Origin of the sequence: Dactylosporangium roseum (assembly GCF_025264685.1) — a bacterium.
In the GTDB taxonomy this organism is placed as follows: domain Bacteria; phylum Actinomycetota; class Actinomycetes; order Mycobacteriales; family Micromonosporaceae; genus Dactylosporangium; species Dactylosporangium roseum.
The window spans coordinates 6,711,249-6,729,878 of the sequence record NZ_CP073721.1 but is presented as its reverse complement, the minus strand read 5'-3'; the positions used below and the strand labels follow the sequence as shown (position 1 = coordinate 6,729,878).

At 70.6% G+C, this 18,630-nt stretch carries 20 protein-coding genes; 14 read left to right on the top strand and 6 right to left on the bottom strand.

The features are described 5' to 3' along the window. Window positions 1-97: 97 nt before the first annotated feature. From Drose_RS31525 to Drose_RS31510, 4 genes are all read left to right on the top strand, one after another. Window positions 98-631 carry a type III secretion system chaperone family protein gene (locus Drose_RS31525; protein ID WP_313899957.1) on the top strand — a complete coding sequence of 178 codons (534 nt, stop codon included), beginning with the start codon at window positions 98-100 and terminating at the stop codon, window positions 629-631. Between the two features lie 292 nt (window positions 632-923). After that, the gene (gene lepA, locus Drose_RS31520; RefSeq protein WP_313899956.1) at window positions 924-2,801 is read left to right on the top strand and encodes a translation elongation factor 4; all 1,878 of its coding nucleotides are present in this window, start codon (window positions 924-926) and stop codon (window positions 2,799-2,801) included. Between the two features lie 23 nt (window positions 2,802-2,824). After that, complete coding sequence (locus Drose_RS31515) at window positions 2,825-3,313, top strand: NUDIX hydrolase (RefSeq protein ID WP_260724905.1); 489 nt, start codon at window positions 2,825-2,827, stop codon at window positions 3,311-3,313. 66 nt (window positions 3,314-3,379) lie between these two features. Further along, on the top strand, window positions 3,380-3,661 hold the full coding sequence (locus tag Drose_RS31510) for a GlsB/YeaQ/YmgE family stress response membrane protein (RefSeq protein WP_260724904.1): 282 nt from the start codon (window positions 3,380-3,382) through the stop codon (window positions 3,659-3,661). 167 nt (window positions 3,662-3,828) lie between these two features. Here Drose_RS31510 and Drose_RS31505 read toward each other — a convergent pair whose 3' ends face one another. The 3 genes from Drose_RS31505 to Drose_RS31495 all read right to left on the bottom strand — a co-directional run bounded on the left by Drose_RS31505 (window position 3,829) and on the right by Drose_RS31495 (window position 6,626). Further along, entirely contained in the window at window positions 3,829-4,749 is a 921-nt protein-coding gene (locus Drose_RS31505; RefSeq protein ID WP_260724903.1) for a phytanoyl-CoA dioxygenase family protein, read from the bottom strand. A 136-nt stretch (window positions 4,750-4,885) separates the two neighbouring features. Next, window positions 4,886-5,797 (bottom strand): hypothetical protein, encoded by a 912-nt coding sequence (locus tag Drose_RS31500; RefSeq protein WP_390891258.1) that lies wholly within the window; start codon window positions 5,795-5,797, stop codon window positions 4,886-4,888. Between the two features lie 55 nt (window positions 5,798-5,852). After that, complete coding sequence (locus tag Drose_RS31495; RefSeq protein WP_260724901.1) at window positions 5,853-6,626, bottom strand: enoyl-CoA hydratase-related protein; 774 nt, start codon at window positions 6,624-6,626, stop codon at window positions 5,853-5,855. Between the two features lie 17 nt (window positions 6,627-6,643). Here Drose_RS31495 and hemW point away from each other — a divergent pair, with 17 nt between their 5' ends. Then, on the top strand, window positions 6,644-7,840 hold the full coding sequence (hemW, locus tag Drose_RS31490) for a radical SAM family heme chaperone HemW (RefSeq protein ID WP_260724900.1): 1,197 nt from the start codon (window positions 6,644-6,646) through the stop codon (window positions 7,838-7,840). Window positions 7,841-7,862: 22 nt separating this feature from the next. On the opposite strand, the gene Drose_RS31485 is transcribed toward hemW, so the two are convergent. Continuing rightward, window positions 7,863-8,429 carry a DUF4870 domain-containing protein gene (locus tag Drose_RS31485; RefSeq protein ID WP_260724899.1) on the bottom strand — a complete coding sequence of 189 codons (567 nt, stop codon included), beginning with the start codon at window positions 8,427-8,429 and terminating at the stop codon, window positions 7,863-7,865. A gap of 183 nt (window positions 8,430-8,612) precedes the next feature. On the opposite strand from Drose_RS31485, the gene hrcA reads away from it, so the two are divergent. The 3 genes from hrcA to Drose_RS31470 are packed head-to-tail and all read left to right on the top strand — an operon-like array spanning window position 8,613 to window position 11,543. Then, on the top strand, window positions 8,613-9,635 hold the full coding sequence (gene hrcA / locus Drose_RS31480) for a heat-inducible transcriptional repressor HrcA (protein WP_260724898.1): 1,023 nt from the start codon (window positions 8,613-8,615) through the stop codon (window positions 9,633-9,635). 32 nt (window positions 9,636-9,667) lie between these two features. Next, window positions 9,668-10,792, top strand: a complete 1,125-nt coding sequence (gene dnaJ / locus Drose_RS31475) for a molecular chaperone DnaJ (RefSeq protein WP_260724897.1) — start codon at window positions 9,668-9,670, stop codon at window positions 10,790-10,792. Between the two features lie 49 nt (window positions 10,793-10,841). Continuing rightward, complete coding sequence (locus Drose_RS31470; RefSeq protein WP_260724896.1) at window positions 10,842-11,543, top strand: 16S rRNA (uracil(1498)-N(3))-methyltransferase; 702 nt, start codon at window positions 10,842-10,844, stop codon at window positions 11,541-11,543. Between the two features lie 35 nt (window positions 11,544-11,578). Here Drose_RS31470 and Drose_RS31465 read toward each other — a convergent pair whose 3' ends face one another. After that, window positions 11,579-12,316: an SDR family NAD(P)-dependent oxidoreductase gene (locus tag Drose_RS31465; RefSeq protein WP_260724895.1), complete on the bottom strand. Its 738-nt coding sequence runs from the start codon at window positions 12,314-12,316 to the stop codon at window positions 11,579-11,581. Between the two features lie 52 nt (window positions 12,317-12,368). Here Drose_RS31465 and Drose_RS31460 point away from each other — a divergent pair, with 52 nt between their 5' ends. Beyond that, window positions 12,369-12,719: a histidine triad nucleotide-binding protein gene (locus Drose_RS31460; protein WP_260724894.1), complete on the top strand. Its 351-nt coding sequence runs from the start codon at window positions 12,369-12,371 to the stop codon at window positions 12,717-12,719. 46 nt (window positions 12,720-12,765) lie between these two features. Continuing rightward, complete coding sequence (locus Drose_RS31455) at window positions 12,766-14,112, top strand: serine hydrolase domain-containing protein (protein WP_260724893.1); 1,347 nt, start codon at window positions 12,766-12,768, stop codon at window positions 14,110-14,112. A gap of 131 nt (window positions 14,113-14,243) precedes the next feature. On the opposite strand, the gene Drose_RS31450 is transcribed toward Drose_RS31455, so the two are convergent. Then, window positions 14,244-15,017, bottom strand: coding sequence for a VOC family protein (locus tag Drose_RS31450; RefSeq protein WP_260724892.1), 774 nt, complete (start codon window positions 15,015-15,017; stop codon window positions 14,244-14,246). 217 nt (window positions 15,018-15,234) lie between these two features. Between Drose_RS31450 and Drose_RS31445 the strand changes: the two genes are divergently transcribed. From Drose_RS31445 to Drose_RS31430, 4 genes are read left to right on the top strand one after another with little or no spacing between them, the layout of a single operon-like run. Then, window positions 15,235-16,308: a PhoH family protein gene (locus tag Drose_RS31445; protein WP_260724891.1), complete on the top strand. Its 1,074-nt coding sequence runs from the start codon at window positions 15,235-15,237 to the stop codon at window positions 16,306-16,308. Window positions 16,309-16,325: 17 nt separating this feature from the next. Beyond that, the gene (ybeY, locus tag Drose_RS31440) at window positions 16,326-16,781 is read left to right on the top strand and encodes an rRNA maturation RNase YbeY (protein ID WP_260724890.1); all 456 of its coding nucleotides are present in this window, start codon (window positions 16,326-16,328) and stop codon (window positions 16,779-16,781) included. Window positions 16,782-16,785: 4 nt separating this feature from the next. Next, window positions 16,786-18,108 carry a hemolysin family protein gene (locus tag Drose_RS31435; RefSeq protein WP_260724889.1) on the top strand — a complete coding sequence of 441 codons (1,323 nt, stop codon included), beginning with the start codon at window positions 16,786-16,788 and terminating at the stop codon, window positions 18,106-18,108. Beyond that, window positions 18,101-18,439: a cytidine/deoxycytidylate deaminase family protein gene (locus tag Drose_RS31430; RefSeq protein WP_259859199.1), complete on the top strand. Its 339-nt coding sequence runs from the start codon at window positions 18,101-18,103 to the stop codon at window positions 18,437-18,439. The genes Drose_RS31435 and Drose_RS31430 overlap by 8 nt, the downstream gene beginning before the upstream one ends. The last annotated feature ends 191 nt before the right edge of the window (window positions 18,440-18,630 follow it).

The window sequence follows — 18,630 nt, the reverse complement described above, 5'->3', positions numbered from 1 at the left end:
GTACCGTCCTCTTTCGGGTCCACCGCCGAGCGAACACAAGCGGCGACGGACCGCACATGCGGGTGGAGGCGCACGGGGAAGCAAGGAGCGCGGAACGATGCCAAGGTGGCCATGGCGAGTCGAGCAGGCGCGGACCAATGTCGCCCAGTTGCCGCGGGAGGACGAGACCCCGAAGGCCGTCGGGGCGTGTGACGGAGCCCACGACGGCACTCAGCTCGCGCCGGTGACGCTGCTGCGGGTGATGCAGGCCCTGGAGCAGCTCGAGATCCGATACCTGACCGACGGTGACGGCAGCCTGCTCGCGCTCTGGGAGCGCCACGCGGTGCTGTTCACGCTCGAGGGGCCGTCCGACGAGATCCTGGTCATCCGGGCGCGGCCGCACGCGACTGTCCCGCCGGACTGGGCCGACCGGTCCTATCGTGTGGTCAACGAGTGGAACCACACGCGGCGCTTCTACAAGGCCTACGTCGGCGACCCGACGGACCGCGGCCAGCTACCGATCTACGCCGAGATGCAGGTCCCGCTGCTCTCCGGCGCCCACGACGCCCTGATCGCCGAGCTGGTCGACTGCGCCGCGGTGGTCGCCATGGGCTTCGTCGACTGGCTCCACGACGAGGGCGCCCTGCTCTAGCCGCCCTTCGTCGCGGCACTGCCCCTCACCCTGGCCGCCCTTCGTCGCGGCGCGGACCTCGCCCCGGCCCCCCTTCCGCGTTGATCATGCAGTTGTGGTGCCTGACAAACCCGGACAAGTTGGGAGTTTCTCGGCACCAGGACTGCATGATCAACGCGGAAGGGGGCGGTGTGGGGGGACGCGGGGCCGGGATCGCGGAGCGGGGAGGGATGGGGCGGCCGGGGCGTGGAGGAACGGCGCGGGCGTGGGACGATGTACGAGATCCCCAAGCCCGCACGGAGAACGGACGCCTGTGCCACCGATGATCGACCCCGGCGCGAACCTGCCCGGTGCCACCGCGCCGGACCGGATTCGCAATTTCTGCATCATCGCCCACATCGACCACGGCAAGTCGACGTTGGCCGACCGGATGCTGCAGCTCACCGAGGTGGTCGAGGCGCGGCAGATGCGCGCGCAGTATCTCGACCGCATGGACATCGAGCGTGAGCGCGGCATCACGATCAAGAGCCAGGCCGTCCGGATGCCGTGGGCGGTCCGCGAGGGAGACCTGGCCGGCGGCTCCTACGTGCTGAACATGATCGACACCCCGGGCCACGTGGACTTCACGTACGAGGTGTCGAGAAGCCTGGCCGCGTGCGAAGGGGCGGTGCTGCTCGTCGACGCCGCGCAGGGCATCGAGGCGCAGACGCTCGCCAACCTGTATCTCGCGCTCGAGAACGACATGCACATCATCCCGGTGCTCAACAAGATCGACCTGCCGGCCGCGCAGCCGGAGAAGTACGCGGAGGAACTCGCCCACCTCATCGGCTGTGAGCCCGACGACTGCCTCCGGGTCTCCGGCAAGACCGGTGTGGGCGTGGCGCACCTGCTCGACGAGATCGTCCGGCAGTTCCCCGCGCCGAAGGGCGAGTCCGGCGGCGCCGCCCGTGCGATGATCTTCGACTCGGTGTACGACGTCTACCGCGGCGTCGTCACGTACGTGCGGGTCGTCGACGGCCGGATCGAGGCCCGGGACCGCATCCGCATGATGTCGACCGGCGCCGTCCACGAGCTGCTGGAGCTGGGCGTCATCTCGCCCGAGCCGGTCAAGAGCACCGGCCTGGGCGTCGGCGAGGTGGGATACCTCATCACCGGCGTGAAGGACGTCCGGCAGTCCCGGGTCGGTGACACGGTGACCATCAACGCCAAGCCGGCCGCCGCGCCGCTGGGGGGCTACAAGGATCCCAAGCCGATGGTCTACTCCGGGCTCTACCCGATCGACGGCTCCGACTACCCGCTGCTGCGCGACGCGCTCGACAAGCTCAAGCTCAACGACGCCGCACTGGTCTACGAGCCGGAGACGAGCGCCGCGCTCGGCTTCGGATTCCGCTGCGGCTTTCTCGGCCTGCTGCACCTGGAGATCATCCAGGAGCGGCTGGAGCGGGAGTTCAACCTCGACCTGATCTCGACGGCGCCCAACGTGGTCTACCGCGTGATCATGGACGACGGCACCGAGCACGCCGTGACGAACCCGAGCGAGTTCCCCGAGGGTAAGACCGGTCAGGTCTACGAGCCGACGGTCCGGGCGACGGTCCTGACGCCCAACGACTATGTCGGCGCGGTCATGGAGCTCTGTCAGGGGCGGCGCGGGTCGCTGCTCGGCATGGACTATCTGTCGGCCGACCGGGTCGAGCTGCGGTACACGCTGCCGCTCGGCGAGATCATCTACGACTTCTTCGACCAGCTCAAGAGCCGCACGAAGGGCTATGCGAGCCTCGACTACGAGCCGAGCGGCGAGCAGCAGGCCGATCTGGTGAAGGTCGACATCCTGTTGCACGGCGAGCCCGTCGACGCGTTCAGCTCGATCGTGCACAAGGACAAGGCGTACAACTACGGCGTCACGATCGCCTCGAAGCTGCAGAAGCTCATCCCGCGGCAGCAGTTCGAGGTGCCGATCCAGGCCGCCATCGGCAGCCGCATCATCGCTCGCGAGACGATCCGGGCGATCCGCAAGGACGTGCTCGCCAAGTGCTACGGCGGTGACATCAGCCGGAAGCGCAAGCTGCTGGAGAAGCAGAAGGAAGGCAAGAAGCGGATGAAGATGGTCGGCCGGGTGGAGGTGCCGCAGGAGGCCTTCATCGCCGCCCTGTCGACCTCCGACGCGCCGGGCGGGGACAAGCCGAAGAAATGAGGCACTGTCCCCGCTGCGGCGGGGTGCTCACACAGGCGCCGCCGGTCGTGTGCGGCGCCTGTTCGTATGCCATCTACGTCAATCCCCGTCCGACCGGCGGGGTGGTGCTCCTCCGCGGCTCCTCCTTCGCCACGGAATTCCTCGCGATCCGGCGCGTGCGGCCGCCGCGGGAGGGGCACTGGGATCTGCCGAGCGGGTTCTGCGACGGCTTCGAGCACCCGGCTTCGACGGCGGTCCGGGAGGCCCGCGAGGAGCTGGGCGTCGAGATCGAACTGGGTGATTTTACCGGTATGTATATTGGCATGTACGAGTTTCAGGGTGAATCGCTGCCCGTGCTCGACTGTTTCTGGCTCGCCACGATCGCGGCCGGCGAGATCACCCTCGATCCGGCCGAGGCCAGCGAATATGCCTGGTTCCGCCTGGACAGCCCGCCCGAGATGGCATTCCGAACCATGGATGCGGTGTTACGCGATGTGATGACCAGCCGATCGTCTGTCCGTTTGGTCCGCTGAGCCGGTGGGCAATAGAAGCTCAACCGCAAAGCACAACCCCCTGGTTGAGGTTCTGAGGAGGAGACCGTGACTGTCACCGGAATCATCACCGCGCTGATCGTCGGTCTGGTCATCGGCGCGCTCGGGCGGCTGGCCGTCCCCGGCCGCCAGAGCATTCCGATCTGGCTGACGATGGTCATCGGCGTCGTCGCCGCGCTGCTGGGCACCGTCATCGCGAACGCGGTCGGCATCTCCACCGACACCCCTGGTGTCGACTGGGGCGAGCTGCTCGTTCAGGTGATCCTGGCCGCCGTGGGTGTGGCCCTGGTCGCGGGCTTCGCCGGCCGTGGCCGCCGTACGCTGCCGTAACGCAGTGCCGTCGAGCGTCGGCCCCCGCCCTTCCGGTCGGGGGCCTTGCGCTGTCCGCGCCGCCATTCTGTGCCGCGACCTTGGAGTCGTGGTCCCAGATTTGTCCGACTGTCCGGGCAAATGAAGGACCACAACTCCAAGATCGGCGCGCTGGGGGAGCGGCGGCGCTAGCGCAGCCAGGGGATCGAGCGGTCGAGAAGGCCGCGCGTCTTGAGTTCCTTGCGGAGCGGGATCTCCTCGTCGATGTACCCGTTCCAGTTGATGCCCCAGTAGTTCGCCGTGTGCGTCGCCTCGCCGAGCAACTGGCGCTGCACCGGCGTGCGGTTGGCCCACCACTCGCTGTTGTAGTCGATCGGCATGTCGTCCAGGTTGCGGATCCACCGGTAGGTGTAGCCGATGAACAGCATCTTGCGGGTGACGTCCGAGTAGTTCGGCGACCGGGAGTGCCAGAGGCGGCGGTCGAAGATGAAGCAGTCGCCCGGGTTGGCCGTGATCTCGACGGTGCCCTCGGGGTCGGGGTTGTGCACCGTGGTGTCGGCCGGGCGGGGCAGCGAGTTCCAGAGGTGGCTGCCCGGGATGACCTTGGTGGCGCCCCGGCCCGTCTCCGACAGGTCGGAGATGACGTAGGCGATCTTCAGCGAGAACATCGGCCGTGGCAGGTTCGGGTCCATGGTCTCCGGGTCGGAGTTCTGCCGGTACCCGTCCTGGTGCCAGCCCCACGAGGGCGGCTCCTCCTCGGACGTCGGAGGCGTGATGTCGAGGTGGTTGTGGTGCGTGTAGATGTTCCAGCCGGCCAGGCCCCACATGTAGGGGAAGAGGGTCGGCTGGGTCAGCAGGTGCCCGAAGAGGTCGTCACGCGTGAGGAAGCCCAGCAGGTGCAGCGTGCCGTCCTTCTTCATGCTGCTGGAGCCGGCCGCCTTCTCCTCGGCGTAGACCCGGTCCATCGCGGCTTCGAGCCGCGCGCGGTGCTCTTCCTTCAGGACGTTGCGGACCAGCAGGAAGCCCTGATCCAGGAACTCCTTGCGGTCGGCCTCGCTGATCGGCTCATAGCCGGTGAGACCGTCGTAGTCGGGTGCAGCGGACGTCATGTCCTCCCCTTACTTTTGCCAACGAGGGAACGCCCGATCGTAACGCGAGGTGCATATCCGCCCGACTCGGGAGTTGGCCTCCTGACAATGTGCGAACGGGCGACAACCCGCTGGTCGCGCGGAACGTCAAGGCCTGTCAGTAGACCTCGGCGACGACCCGCTCGCCGGCCGGACCGGCATTGACGCCGCCACGCTCCGTGACTCGCGCCCACTCGCCGCTGTCTGCCGTCCACTGCATGCCGTTGAAGACGACCCGCTTGACGCCGTGCTCCTGCGCGTGAGCGACCAGCCAGTGCGCATATTGCCAGCCGGTCTTCGGCTCGCGGACCTTCAGCGCCACGCCGACGAGGTCGGCGGCGTCGGCGGTGCCGATGTTGCCCCAGTCGAGCTTCAGGCTCGCGCCGAGTGCCCTGGCGGCCTCGGGGCCGTGGCTGCCGTCCTCGGTGACGCTGCACGCCACCGCGCCGGTGACCTCGCCGGTCAGCGCGCGCACCATGATCTCCGACTCGTCGACCCACTTCTCGTAGGCCTCCGGGTGGGCGCTGCGCTGCACGGCCTGGGCGGCGTCGGTGACCCGCATCTGCTCCCAGCCCTTGACCTTGAGCAGGCCGGTGTAGAAGGCGTTCGCCGCATAGCGCGGGTCGGCGATCTGCTCCGGCTTGCCCCAGCCCTGGCTGGGGCGCTGCTGGAAGAGACCGATGGAGTCGCGGTCGCCGCCGGACAGGTTCTCCAGCTTGGACTCCTGCCAAGCGGTGGCCAGCGCGACGACCAGCCCGCGGTGCGGGATCTTGCGTGTGATGCCCACGGCGGTGATCGTCGCGGCGTTGGCGATCTGCTCGGCGTCCAGCGTCACCGCGCCGGAACTCGCGGCCGAGTCGGAGGCGGCGTTGACCGAGGCGTTGCCGGCGTTGACCACACACGCCCTGCCCACCGGGAGGCGCAACGGCAGCTTTTCGCCGAAGTGCCGCAGGACGACATAGGCGCCGATGACCATGGCGACGGCGATCACCGCCGTCACCGTGACCGCCCACCGGACACGCATCGTCACCTCCCGTCAAGAGAACTCGACCAGCGTACGTTCCCGCTGCTACCAGATTCGGACGTCACGCCCCGTCCGGGATCCAATTCGGGTCACGTTTCTCCCGAAAAGCGAGGATTCCCTCCACCCCTTCGTCCGATCCGAAGTATCGGACGGACAGTTCGGTCAGCTCCGCCACGTCGTCACGGAACGTGTCCGATTTCCGTCGGCGCAGGAGCTGTCTGGTGCCCGCGAGCGCGCCGGGCGCTCCGCGGATCAGCGCCGCGACGTAGCCGGCGACCGCCGCGTCGAGCGAGGCCACGTCCACCGCGGCGGTCACCAGGCCCACCTCGGCCGCGCGCGCGCCGTCGAAGGTGTCCCCGGTGAGGAACAGCTCGGTGGCCGCCCGCGGCGACAGCCGGGGCAGAACTGTGGCGGAGATCACCGCGGGGATGACGCCGATGCGGACCTCCGAGAACGCGAACGTGGCGTCCAGGGTGCAGACCGCCAGGTCCGCGGCCGCGATGAGACCCAGGCCGCCGGCGCGCGCCGGGCCGGCCACCCGGGCGACCACCGGCTTGTGACCCTCCCAGATGGCCGTCAGGACCTCGCCGAGCCGGTTGATCGGCGGCTTTCCGGTGCCGAAGGCGGCCGCCGTCTCCTTGAGGTCGGCGCCGGAGCAGAAGACGGGGCCGGTGTGGGAGAGCACGACGACCCGCACGGTGTCGTCGGCCTCCGCGGCCGCGAGCGCCGCGAGCAGCTCCTCGATCAGGGCCGTCGACAGTGCGTTTCGGTTGGACGGGCTGTCGAGGGTGAGCGTCGCCACGCCCCGCTCGGTTTGTGCCCGCACGAGAGACATGCGGGCACACTAGTGAAATGCCTGGAGCACTGCCAGAAGGCGAGCCGATCCCACCCGACGGTTCGTTGCCCGACGGTGTCGCCGACGCCGCCGGCGCGAGCGGCTTCGGCGTCTACGTCCACGTGCCGTTCTGCGCCACGCGCTGCGGCTACTGCGACTTCAACACCTACACGGCGGGCGAGGGCGTGGTGAGCACCGGCTACGTCGAGCAGGTCCTCGACGAGCTGGCCCTGGCGGCCAAGGTGGTCCGGCCGCCGTGCGTCGACACGGTGTTCTTCGGCGGCGGCACGCCCACGCTGCTGCCGCCGGCCGAGCTGGGCCGCATCCTCGAGGGCGTCGACCGCACCTGGGGCCTCGCGGCCGGCGCCGAGGTCACCACCGAGGCCAATCCCGAGTCGGTCGACCGCGCGGCGCTGCGCGAGCTGCGGGCGGCCGGGTTCAACCGGATCTCGCTCGGCATGCAGTCGGTCGCGCCGCAGGTGCTCGCCGTCCTGGACCGGCGCCACACGCCGGGCCGGCCGGCGGCCGCGGTCGCCGAGGCGCACGCCGCCGGATTCTCCCGCGTGAATCTCGATCTCATCTACGGCGCACCCGGGGAGCGCGCCGAGGACTTCGCGTCCTCGCTGCGCACGGCGATCGACGCCGGCGTGGACCATGTCAGCGCATATGCGCTCATCGTCGAGGACGGCACCCGCATGGCCGCCCGGATGCGCCGCGGTGAGCTGCCCTATCCCGACGACGACGTGGCCGCCGATCGATACCTGGCGGCGGAGGAGACGCTCACGGCCGCCGGTTTCGGCTGGTACGAGGTGTCCAACTGGTCGCGGGAGTCGCCCTGCCGGCACAACGAGCTGTACTGGCGGGGCGGCGACTGGTGGGGGCTCGGGCCCGGCGCGCACAGCCACGTCGGCGGTGTGCGCTGGTGGAACGTGAAGCACCCGCACACGTATGCGGCGCGGCTCGCGGACGGGGTGTCGCCGGGGCAGGCACGTGAGGTACTGACGCCGGACGAACGTCACATGGAGGACGTGCTGCTGCGGATCAGGCTCTCGGACGGGCTGCCGCTGCCGGTGCTCTCCCCGGAGGGGCTGGCCGGTGCGCGGGACTGCCTGGCGGACGGTCAGCTCGACGCCGCCGCCTTCGAGGCGGGCCGGGCGGTGCTGACGCTGCGGGGCCGGCTGCTGGCCGACCTCGTGGCGCGCACCCTCACGTAGGGTGCGCGCCACGGTCGACGGGTTACTTGAGGAAACGGAAGGTGGCGGGGTAGCGGTACAGCTCGCCGTTGTTGGCCTTCATGCCGGCGATGATCGCGAAGACGAGGATGAAGATCCACACGAGGAACGGCAGGAAGATCAGGATGCCGAACGAGCAGACCCCGAGGACCACGGAGATGATCATGGCTCCGACGCCCCAGGTGAGCTGGAAATTCAGGGACTCGTTGGCGTGCGCCTTCACCGTGGGCGACTCGTTGCCCTTCACGAGCAGCGCGACGAGCGGGGCGATGAAGCCGACCAGGATGCCGCCGAAGTGTGCGATGAGCGCCCAGGTCTTCTCGTCGCTGTTGGCGTAGCCGACCGGCGCGCCACCGGGCGCGCCGTAGGTGCCCGGCTGGTAACCCGCGCCGTAGGTGTTGCCCGGCTGCTGGTAGCCCGCGCCGGAGGTGGGCGGCGGGCCGTAGCCGGCACCCGAGGTGGGCGGCGGGTACGCGGTTCCGGGAGCCTCGCCCGGCACCGAGTACGAGGGAGGCGTGGAGTTGGGGTCCGACGGAGAGCCGTAGTCCCCCGGGCGAGGTGGTTCACTCATGGGGGTCACGGTAGGTGGCCAGATCAAGTCACGCCAGCGACACGGCATGACTTGTTGTCGACAAACTTCCCCCAGACCATGCCCCAAGCGGCTCATTGTGCACATAACGATCATCGCGTGGGTCGCCGCGGCGACGTAGACTGGCACTCACTACGCGGGAGTGCCAGTCTTCGAGGAGGTGTCATGGCCCTTGACGAGCGCAAGCTGGAGGTGCTGCGCGCGATCGTCGAGGACTACGTCGCCACCCAGGAGCCGGTCGGCAGCAAGGCGCTGGTCGAGCGGCACAACCTGCGGGTCTCACCGGCGACGGTCCGCAACGACATGGCCGTGCTGGAGGAGGAGGGGTATATCCGTCAGCCGCATACCAGTGCCGGCCGGGTGCCCACCGACGCCGGATATCGGCTGTTCGTCGACAAGCTGTCCCGGGTCAAGCCGCTCAGCCAGGCGGAGCGGCGGGCCATCGAGCGCTTCCTGATCGGCGCGGTCGATCTGGACGACGTGGTCCACCGCACCGTCCGTCTGCTCGCGCAACTGACCCGGCAGGTCGCCGTGGTGCAGTATCCGAGCCTGTCCCGTGCGAGCGTCCGGCACTTCGAGCTCGTGCCGATCTCCACCACCCGGCTCATGGTCGTGATGATCGCCGAGACGGGCCGGGTGGAGCAGCGCCTCGTCGACCTGCCCGGTCCGATCCTGGCGGACGACGTCACCGAGCTACGCCGCATGATCAACGACAAGCTCGTCGGCAAGCGGCTGGTCGACACCCCGCCGCTGGTGCAGGGGCTCGTCGAGGAGTGCTCGTCGAACCTGCGTCCGCCGATGACCGCACTGTCGACGGTGCTGCTGGAGACGCTGGTCGAGCGGTCGGAGGAGCGCATCGCGCTCGCCGGCACGGCCAACCTCGCCCGCGGCGGCCTGCTCGACTTCCAGGGCTCGCTCCGGCCGATCCTCGAGGCGCTCGAGGAAGAGGTCATCCTGCTCAAGCTCTTCGGTGAGGTGGAGCCGAGCATGACCCGGGTCCGGATCGGCGACGAGAACGAAATCGAGGACCTGCGTGGCACCTCGATCGTGGCGACGGGCTACGGGCCGGGCGCGATGGTCGTGGGCGGCATGGGCGTGCTGGGGCCGACCCGCATGGACTACCCCGGCAACATCGCGACCGTGCGCGCCGTGGCACGCTACGTGGGCGATCTGCTGGCGCAAAGTTGAAACTCATGGACGAGTCAGGGGCATAGGACTCAGTGGCGAAGGACTATTACGGGATCCTCGGCGTCAAACGGGACTCCACAGCCGATGAGATCAAGCGGGCCTACCGTCGGTTGGCCCGCGAATTCCACCCGGACGTCAACCCCGATCCCGTGGCGCAGGAGAAGTTCAAGGAGATCAACGCCGCCTACGAGGTGCTGTCCGACCCGCGCAAGCGGGAGATGGTCGACCTGGGTGGCGATCCGCTGGCGCCCGCCGGTGGTGGCGGCGGACCGGCCGGCGGCGCGTTCGTCGGTTTCCAGGACATCATGGACGCCTTCTTCGGCACGACGTCGAGTCGCGGGCCGCGCCCGCGCACCCGGCCCGGCGCCGACGCGATCCTGCGGCTCGATCTCGACCTGCACGAGACGGCGTTCGGCGTCGAGGCGCCGATCACGGTCGACACCGCGGTCGTCTGCGGCACCTGCTCCGGCGCCGGCACCGCACCCGGCACCCACCCGCAGACCTGTGAGATCTGCGGCGGCCGGGGTGAGGTCCAGTCGGTGCAGCGCACGTTCCTCGGCCAGGTCGTGTCGGCCCGGCCGTGCTCGGCCTGCCAGGGCTTCGGCACGGTCATCCCGCACCCGTGCGGGACCTGCGGCGGCGACGGACGGGTCCGCACGCGCCGCACGCTCACCGTGAAGATTCCCTCCGGGGTCGAGGACGGCATGCGGATCCGGCTGGCCCAGCAGGGTGAGGTCGGCCCCGGCGGCGGCCCGCCCGGCGACCTCTACGTCGAGATTCACGAGCGTCCCCACGACGTGTATTCCCGCAAGGACGACGACCTGCACTGCCGGGTCACGGTCCCGATGACGGCCGCGGCCCTCGGCACGCGGCTGACCATCAAGACCCTCGACGGCGAGGAGACCGTCGAGGTCAAGGCTGGCACCCAGCCGTCGTCGACGCTGCGCATCCGCGGCAAGGGGGTGCCGCACCTGCGCGGCACCGGCCGCGGCGACCTCTACGTGCACCTCGACGTCCGCACCCCCACGCGCCTCGAGCCGGAGCAGGAGCGCCTGCTGCGCGAGTTCGCCCGGTCCCGCGGCGAGGAGGTCGCCGAGCTGTCCAAGCAGGGCGGCTTCTTCTCCCGGATGCGCGACGCCTTCAACGGGCACGCGTGACCATGGGTTCGGTGTGGTCTTCGCGCGGCCGGAGCGCAGCGGAGGCGGCGTGAGCCTGCCGCTCTTTCTGGTCCCGTCGCTGCCGGCGGGACCGGACTTCCGGCTCGACGGGCCGGAGGGGCACCACGCGGCCGACGTGCAGCGTCTCACCGCGGGTGAGGCGCTGCTCCTGTCCGACGGGCGGGGCGGCCTGGTCCGGGCCGCGGTGACCGCCGCGCGCAAGGGCGCCCTCGAGCTCTCCCTCGGTGACGTCGAGCACGTGCCGGCCGCCGACCCCTCGATCACCGTCGTGCAGGGGATCGCGAAGGGGGAGCGGGGCGAGCTGGCCGTACAACTGCTGACCGAGGTCGGCGTGGACCGGATCGTGCCGTGGCAGGCGGCGCGGTCGATCGCCCGCTGGAAGGACGCCAGGCCGCTCGAACGCTGGCGGTCCACGGTCCGCGAGGCGGTGAAGCAGTCCCGCCGCCCATGGCTGCCGGAGGTCACCGAGGCCCGGACGACCAGGCAACTGTCCCTGTCCGGGACGGTGCTCGTGTTGCACGAGGAGGCGACGGTACCGCTGTCGGCCGTCGACCTCCCCTCCTCCGGCGAGATCACGCTGGTCGTCGGGCCGGAGGGCGGCGTCGCCCCCGAAGAGCTGGCGTCCTTCGCCGACGCCACCCCGGTCCGCCTCGGCCGCGAGGTGCTGCGCACGTCGACGGCCGGCGCGGCGGCCCTGTCGGCGCTGTCCGTCCGGCTGGGCCGCTGGTAGCGGTGAGCTGCCGGGTCGACCGCGCGGGTGTCCGGTCAGCGGAAGTGGCTCGCGCCGTTGAGGTCCAGCACCGTGCCCGACGACCACTCCGACGACGCCAGGAACAGGACCGCGTCGGCGACCTCCTCCGGGCGGGCCACCCGGTTGAACGGGCTCTGTGCCCGGATCGCGGCACCGTCGCCGGCATCCATGATCGCCTGACCCATGTCGGTGGCGACGAAGCCCGGGGCCACCGCCGAGACCGCGATCCCGTGCGGGCCGAGCGCCAGGGCCAGGGACTGGGTCAGCGAGTTCAGCCCGGCCTTCGCCGCGCCGTACGCCGGGTAGCGCGGCTCCCCGCGGAACGCGCCCCGCGACGAGACGTTGACGATCCGGCCGCCGGGGCCCAGGTGCCGGGCCGCGCACCAGCACACGTTCGCCGGGCCGAGGAGGTTCGCGGCCAGCGTCTCCTGCCAGGCCGCCTGCCACTGCGCGTAGTCCTGTTCGAGGATCGGGTGCTCGACGGCGATCGCGGCGTTGTTCACGACCACGTCCAGGCCGCCCAGTGCCAGCGCCGCGCCGTCGACGAAGGCGCTGACCGCAAGCGGGTCGGCCAGGTCGCCGGAGACGACGACGTGCCCCTCGCCCGGCAGGGAGGCGCGCACCTGCTCGGCGAGCCCGGCCGACTTGCGGTGGTGCAGCGCGACCCGGTCGCCCTGTGCGGCGAACGCTCGGGCGATGGCCCTGCCGATACCGCGTGAAGCGCCCGTCACCAACACTCTGCGTCCGGCCATGCCGCGCAGCCTATCGTCCATGATCAGCGCGCGGGGAACCTAAGATGCGAACGTGACGAATGACTGCCTGTTCTGCCGCATCGTCGCGGGCGAGATCCCGGCGACGGTGGTCCACGAGACCGACCGGACGCTCGCGTTCCGTGACATCGGACCCAAGGCCCCGGTCCACATCCTGGTGATCCCCAAGGCGCACCACCGCGACGTCGCCGAGCTCGCGACCGCCGACCCGGCTCTCGCCGCGGAGGTGCTGCGGACCTGCGCGGTCGTGGCCGAGGCCGAGGGCCTGCCGGAGCGGGGCTACCGTGTGCTCTTCAACGTCGGTGAGCACGGTGGCCAGGAGGTCTTCCACGTCCACGCGCACATCCTCGGCGGCAGGCCGCTCGGCCCGATGGTCGCGGCATGACCGCCGGAGCGCGGCGGAGGTGGGCATCCCGCCGGGGTGTTACGGCATGAAGCCGGCACAGCGGTACGAGCGGATGGTCCGCCAGGTGCAGGCGGACGCCCGGGTGCCGGCCCTCAGCGTCGCGGTGCACCGGGCCGATCGTCCTCTGTGGACGTTCCAGGCCGGCGCGGACGTCGGCGCCGACAGCCAGCTACGGATCGGGTCCGTCACGAAGACGTTCACCGCGGCGCTCGTCATGCAGTGCCGCGACGACGGGCTGCTCGACCTCGACGACCAGCTCGCCAGGCACCTGCCGGTCAAGGCCCACGGTGAGCTGACCATCGGGCGAATGCTCTCGCACCTGTCGGGGCTCCAGCGCGAGCCGTACGGCGACCTGTGGGACAGCATCACCGCCGTCGACGTCGAGACGCTGCTCGCTCAGCTCGACCGCGCGGAGCGGGTGCTGCGGCCCGGGCTGCGCTTCCACTACTCCAACCTGGCGTTCGCGCTGCTCGGCCACGTCGTCGGCCGGCTGCGCGGCGGCACCTGGGAGGAGGTGCTGCGCGACCGCATTCTCGAGCCGCTCGGCCTGCACGACACGACGGTCACCCCGCGGCGGCCCCTGGTCGGGTACATGGTCGACGCCTGGTCCGACTACGCGCACCCGGAGCAGCCGGACGACTTCGGCGCGATCGGACCGGCCGCCCAGTTGTGGAGCACCGCGGCCGACATGGCGCGCTGGGCCGCGTTCCTGGCCGATCCGCGGGAGATGGACCCGGCCGGCTCGGTGCTGGCCGCGCCGACCGTGGAGGAGATGCGCACCCCGCAGGTCGTGACCGAAGACGTGCTGTGGGCGCGCGGGTACGGCCTCGGGCTGGTCCTCCAGCCGCAGCCGGGCGGCGAGCGGGTCCTGCACGTCGGCCACGACGGTGCCATGCCGGGCTTCCTGGCGGGCGTCTACGGAAGGGTCGGCGGCGGCACTCCGGGTGCGCTCGCGGTGGCGTCGCTCGGCTCGTCAGGTACCGCCGGCGCGATCATCGAACTCCCGCACCGGTTGCTGGCCGCCGTCGTCGAGCACGACCCGGCCGACATCACGCCGTGGACACCCGGCCCGCAGGTGCCCGAGCGGTACCGCTCGATGCTCGGCCGCTGGTGGGGTGAGGGCTTCGAGTACGTCTTCACCTGGCGCGACGGGGCGCCGCACGCGCGGAGCGTGGACCAGCCCGGCAAGCGGCCGCCGGCGGTGTTCGCGCCGGTCGAGGGTGAGCCCGACGTGTTCCGGACGGTGTCCGGGCGCGAGGCCGGCGAGCTGCTCCGCCTGACCCGCGACGACGAGGCCCGTGTCGTGCGCATGCACTGGGCGACCTACCGCTTCACGAGAAGCCAGGAGGCCTTCGACGGCCACGCCTTCTAATCCGTCCCCCCGACGCCCACCCCCTCCTTCCCGCGTCGATCTTGCAGTTGTGGTGCCCCACAAACCGGGCATTCAGGGAGTGTCCCGGCACCATAAGTGCAAGATCGACGCGGAGAAAAGGGGGTGGGGGGCTAGCGGCTGATCAGGGTGAATACGGCGCCGTTTGGGTCTACTACCACGGCGATGCGACCGTGCGGCGAGTCGAACGGGCCGTGCTGCACCTCGCCGCCGGCCGCGGCGATCCGGGCCACCGCCCGGTCGGTGTCGTCGGTGGCGAAGTAGACCATCCAGTGCGGCGGCACGCCCTCCCACGCCTCGGTCATCGTCAGCCGGCCCGCGACCGGGTCGGCGTCACCGAGGCTCCACGCGGCGTAGTCGAACTGCTCGCCGCCGCCGTTGACGCGGGTCTGCCGATAGCCGAACAGGCCGTGGTAGAAGAAGTCCGTCACGGTCGGTTCCCGGGTGTTCACCTCCGCCCAGCACAGGGCGCCGTTCTCGTCGAACAGTTGCGAGCCGGTGTGCCGGCCGGGCTCCCACGCGCCGAACGCCGCGCCCGACGGGTCCGTGGCGAACAGCATCCGGCCGTTGTGCGGGATCTCCATGGGCGCGACGAGCAGTTTGCCGCCGTGCTCGTCGATCCGGCGGGCGGTGTCCGCCAGGTCGTGCGACGCGAGGTACAGGCTCCAGGCCGCCGGTAGCGGCTCGGAGCCCGGCATCGGCGGGCTCATCCCGGCGACGATCCGGTCGTTCTTGCAGCACATGACGTAGTTGCCGAAGTCGGCCCCCGTATCGACGTACGTCCAGCCGAACAGCGCCGCGTAGAAGTGCCGCGCCGCCGGCACGTCGGGCGCGACCACGTCGGCCCAGCACGGCTCACCGTCGATGTATCCGCTGCGTACGACCATTGCGGGGACCTCCCTGAAAATCGGTCATCTGCCTCCTTACCAGCCCCCGACGGCACGCCGCGGACGTTCGACGGGATTCCCCGGGGGTTGACATGTTCGACTGAACCGGTTCGGGGGAGAAATGGGAACGGCCGTCCGGGCGGTCAGCCGATACCATGAGAGGCCAGGACAGGAGCGAGCCCGGAAGCAGGTGCTTGAGGCCCAACGCGGCCAAGGTATGACCGAGACCCCAACCCCCACGCCGGCAGCGTCGTCGGAGCAGCCCGTGCGGGCCATCAGCAAGATCACGGTTCCCGACCCGCACACGATGGTCAGACTGCTCGGCGCCGGAGACGAGATTCTCAAGCTCGTCGAGCGGTCCGTGCAGAGCGACGTGCACGTTCGGGGAAACGAGATCACCATCACCGGCGCGGCCGCGGACAATGCGCTGGCCGAACGCATCTTCAGCGAGCTGATCGAGCTGGTGCGCAAGGGTGAGGCCCTCACACCGGACACCGTCCGGCGCGCGGTCGGCATGCTCGAGCAGAACACCACCGAGCGCCCGGCCGAGGTGCTGACGCTCAACATCCTCTCCCGGCGGGGCCGCACGATCCGGCCGAAGACGCTGGGCCAGAAGCGCTACGTCGACTCGATCGACCAGCACACCGTCGTGTTCGGCATCGGGCCGGCCGGCACCGGCAAGACGTACCTCGCCATGGCGAAGGCCGTCCAGGCGCTCCAGGCCAAGCAGGTCAACCGGATCATCCTGACCCGGCCGGCGGTCGAGGCCGGCGAGCGGCTGGGCTTCCTGCCCGGCACGCTCTACGACAAGATCGACCCGTATCTGCGCCCGCTCTACGACGCGCTGCACGACATGCTCGATCCGGAGTCCATCCCGAAGCTGATGGCCGCCGGGACGATCGAGGTCGCGCCGCTGGCCTACATGCGTGGCCGCACCCTCAACGACGCCTTCATCATCCTGGACGAGGCGCAGAACACCACGCCCGAGCAGATGAAGATGTTCCTGACCCGGCTGGGCTTCGGCTCGAAGGTCGTCGTCACCGGGGACGTGACGCAGATCGACCTTCCCGGGGGGACGCGCAGCGGTCTGCGTGTGGTCCGTGAGATCCTCGACGGCGTCGAGGACGTGCACTTCGCCCAGCTCGGCAGCGCCGACGTCGTGCGCCACCGGCTGGTGAGTGAGATCGTCGACGCCTATGCCCGGTGGGACGAAGCGCAGGAGGCAGAGCAGCCGGTGCGCGCCGTCCCGGACCGCGCCGCACAAGGCGGCCGGCACGGGCGACGACGCTGACCCAGTCAGGAGCCCTGTTGTCCATCGAGATCGCCAACGAGTCCGGCGTCGACGTCAACTCCGACACCATTCTCGCAGTGGCGCGGCACGCTCTCGACGAGATGGGGGTCAACCCGCTCGCCGAGCTGTCGATCCTGCTCGTCGACGTGGAGTACATGACCGAGCTCAACCACCGGTGGATGGACGGCGAGGGCCCGACCGACGTCCTGGCGTTTCCGATGGACGAGGGCAGTGTCGACCACGGCCCCGGGGAGGGCGGCGGCGAGCCGGCCCTGCTCGGCGACATCGTGCTGTGCCCGGAGGTGGCCGCCAAGCAGGCCGCCGCCGCCGGGCACGCGACGATCGACGAGCTGGCGCTGCTCACCGTGCACGGCACGCTCCACCTGCTCGGCTACGACCACGCGGAGCCGGAGGAGGAGGCCGAGATGTTCGGCCTCCAGGCGCGCCTGCTCGAGAGCTGGCGAAAGTCGTGACCCGTTGAACGACGCCACCCTGCTGACCACGGCCGCCGGGCTGGTCGTGCTCGCGGGTCTGTTCGCGATGACCGACGCCGCCCTCAACGTGGTGTCGCCGGCCCGTGCGCACGAGCTCGCCCGCGAGGGCCGCCCCGGCGCCCGGGCGCTGCAGGTCGTCGCGGCCGACCCGGCTCGGTACATCAACCTGCTCCTGCTCCTGCGACTGCTCTGCGAGCTGACCGCGACGACACTCGTCGCGCTGGTCACCGCGGCAGCGGTCGGGGGAGACCGCGACTGGCTGGCGGCGCTGATCACGGCCGGCTCGATGACCGTCGTCAGCTTCGTCGTGGTCGGGGTCGCCCCGCGCACGATGGGCCGCCAGCACGCGTACAGCGTGGCCCGGATCGCCGCGCCCCTCGTGCGCTGGCTCGGCACGGCGCTCGGGCCGCTCGCCCGCCTGCTGATCCTCATCGGTAACGCCGTCACGCCCGGCAAGGGGTACCGCGAAGGCCCCTTCGCGACCACGATCGAGCTGCGTGAGCTCGTCGACCTGGCCGAGCAGCGCGGCGTGGTGGAGCACGGCGAGCGCGAGATGATCCACTCGGTCTTCGCGCTGGGCACGACCATCGCCCGCGAGGTCATGGTCCCGCGCACCGAGATGGTCTGGATCGAGGCGCACAAGACCGTCCGCCAGGCGATGATGCTCGCGATGCGCAGCGGCTTCTCCCGCATCCCGGTCGTCGGGGAGAACGTCGACGACGTCCTCGGCATCGTCTATCTCAAGGATCTCGTCCGCCGCACCGCCGGCGACGACAAGGGCGCGACCGAGATGCCCGTCGCCCAGGTGATGCGCGACGCCACGTTCGTGCCGGAGTCCAAGCCGGTCGACGACCTGCTCCGCGAGATGCAGGCGGCGCGCACCCACATGGCGATCATCATCGACGAGTACGGCGGAACGGCCGGCCTCGTCACGATCGAGGACATCCTCGAAGAGATCGTCGGCGAGATAACCGACGAGTACGACGTGGCGGAGCGCCCACCGGTCGAGGAACTGCCCGACGGCGCGGTCCGGGTCACCAGCCGCCTGCCGATCGAGGACCTCGGCGAGCTGTTCGGCGTCGAACTGCCCGCCGACGAGGTCGAGACGGTGGCGGGCCTGCTGGCGCAGGCCCTCGGCCGCGTGCCGATCCCCGGCGCGACCGCAGTCGTCGGCGGCCTGGTCCTCGTCGCCGAGGGCACGGCCGGCCGGCGCAACCGCATCGACACCCTCCTCGTCCGCCGGGCCGAGCCCGAGGACGAGGAGCAGGCGACTCCCGAGACCGAGAGGCAACACGCCGATGCCTGAGCTTTCCGCCGAGGACGCCAAGCTGGTCACGCTCGCGCGCGCGGCCCGCGCGAGGATCGGCGCCGCCGAGGGCGCGGCCGTTCGCGACGGCGACGGCCGGACGTACAACGCGGCGTCGGTGACGCTGCCGTCGCTGTCGCTGACGGCGCTGCAGCTCGCCGTGGCGTCGGCCGTGTCGTCGGGCGCGACGAAGCTGGAGGCGGCCGCCGTCGTGACGGAGGCCTCCGCGCTGGACACCGCGGGCCGGTCCGCCGTCCGCGCGGTGTCCCCGTCGGCCCCGATTCACCTGGCCGCCCCGGACGCGACCGTCTTCGCCACGGTGACCGACTAGCGCCGCTCAAGAACGACGGAAGCGGACTGCCGTGGCCAGCGAGGGTAACCCGCGTGGCATTACACCCGTTTTAGGAGCGTATAGCGCGAAATCCTGGCGCGCGTCGATGCGATCCACTCGGCGTCGCGGCGCTTACTGTCGAGGGCGGAGCCCTGCAGTGCGTCCGCCCCGCCACCAGGCTTTCTGGAGAC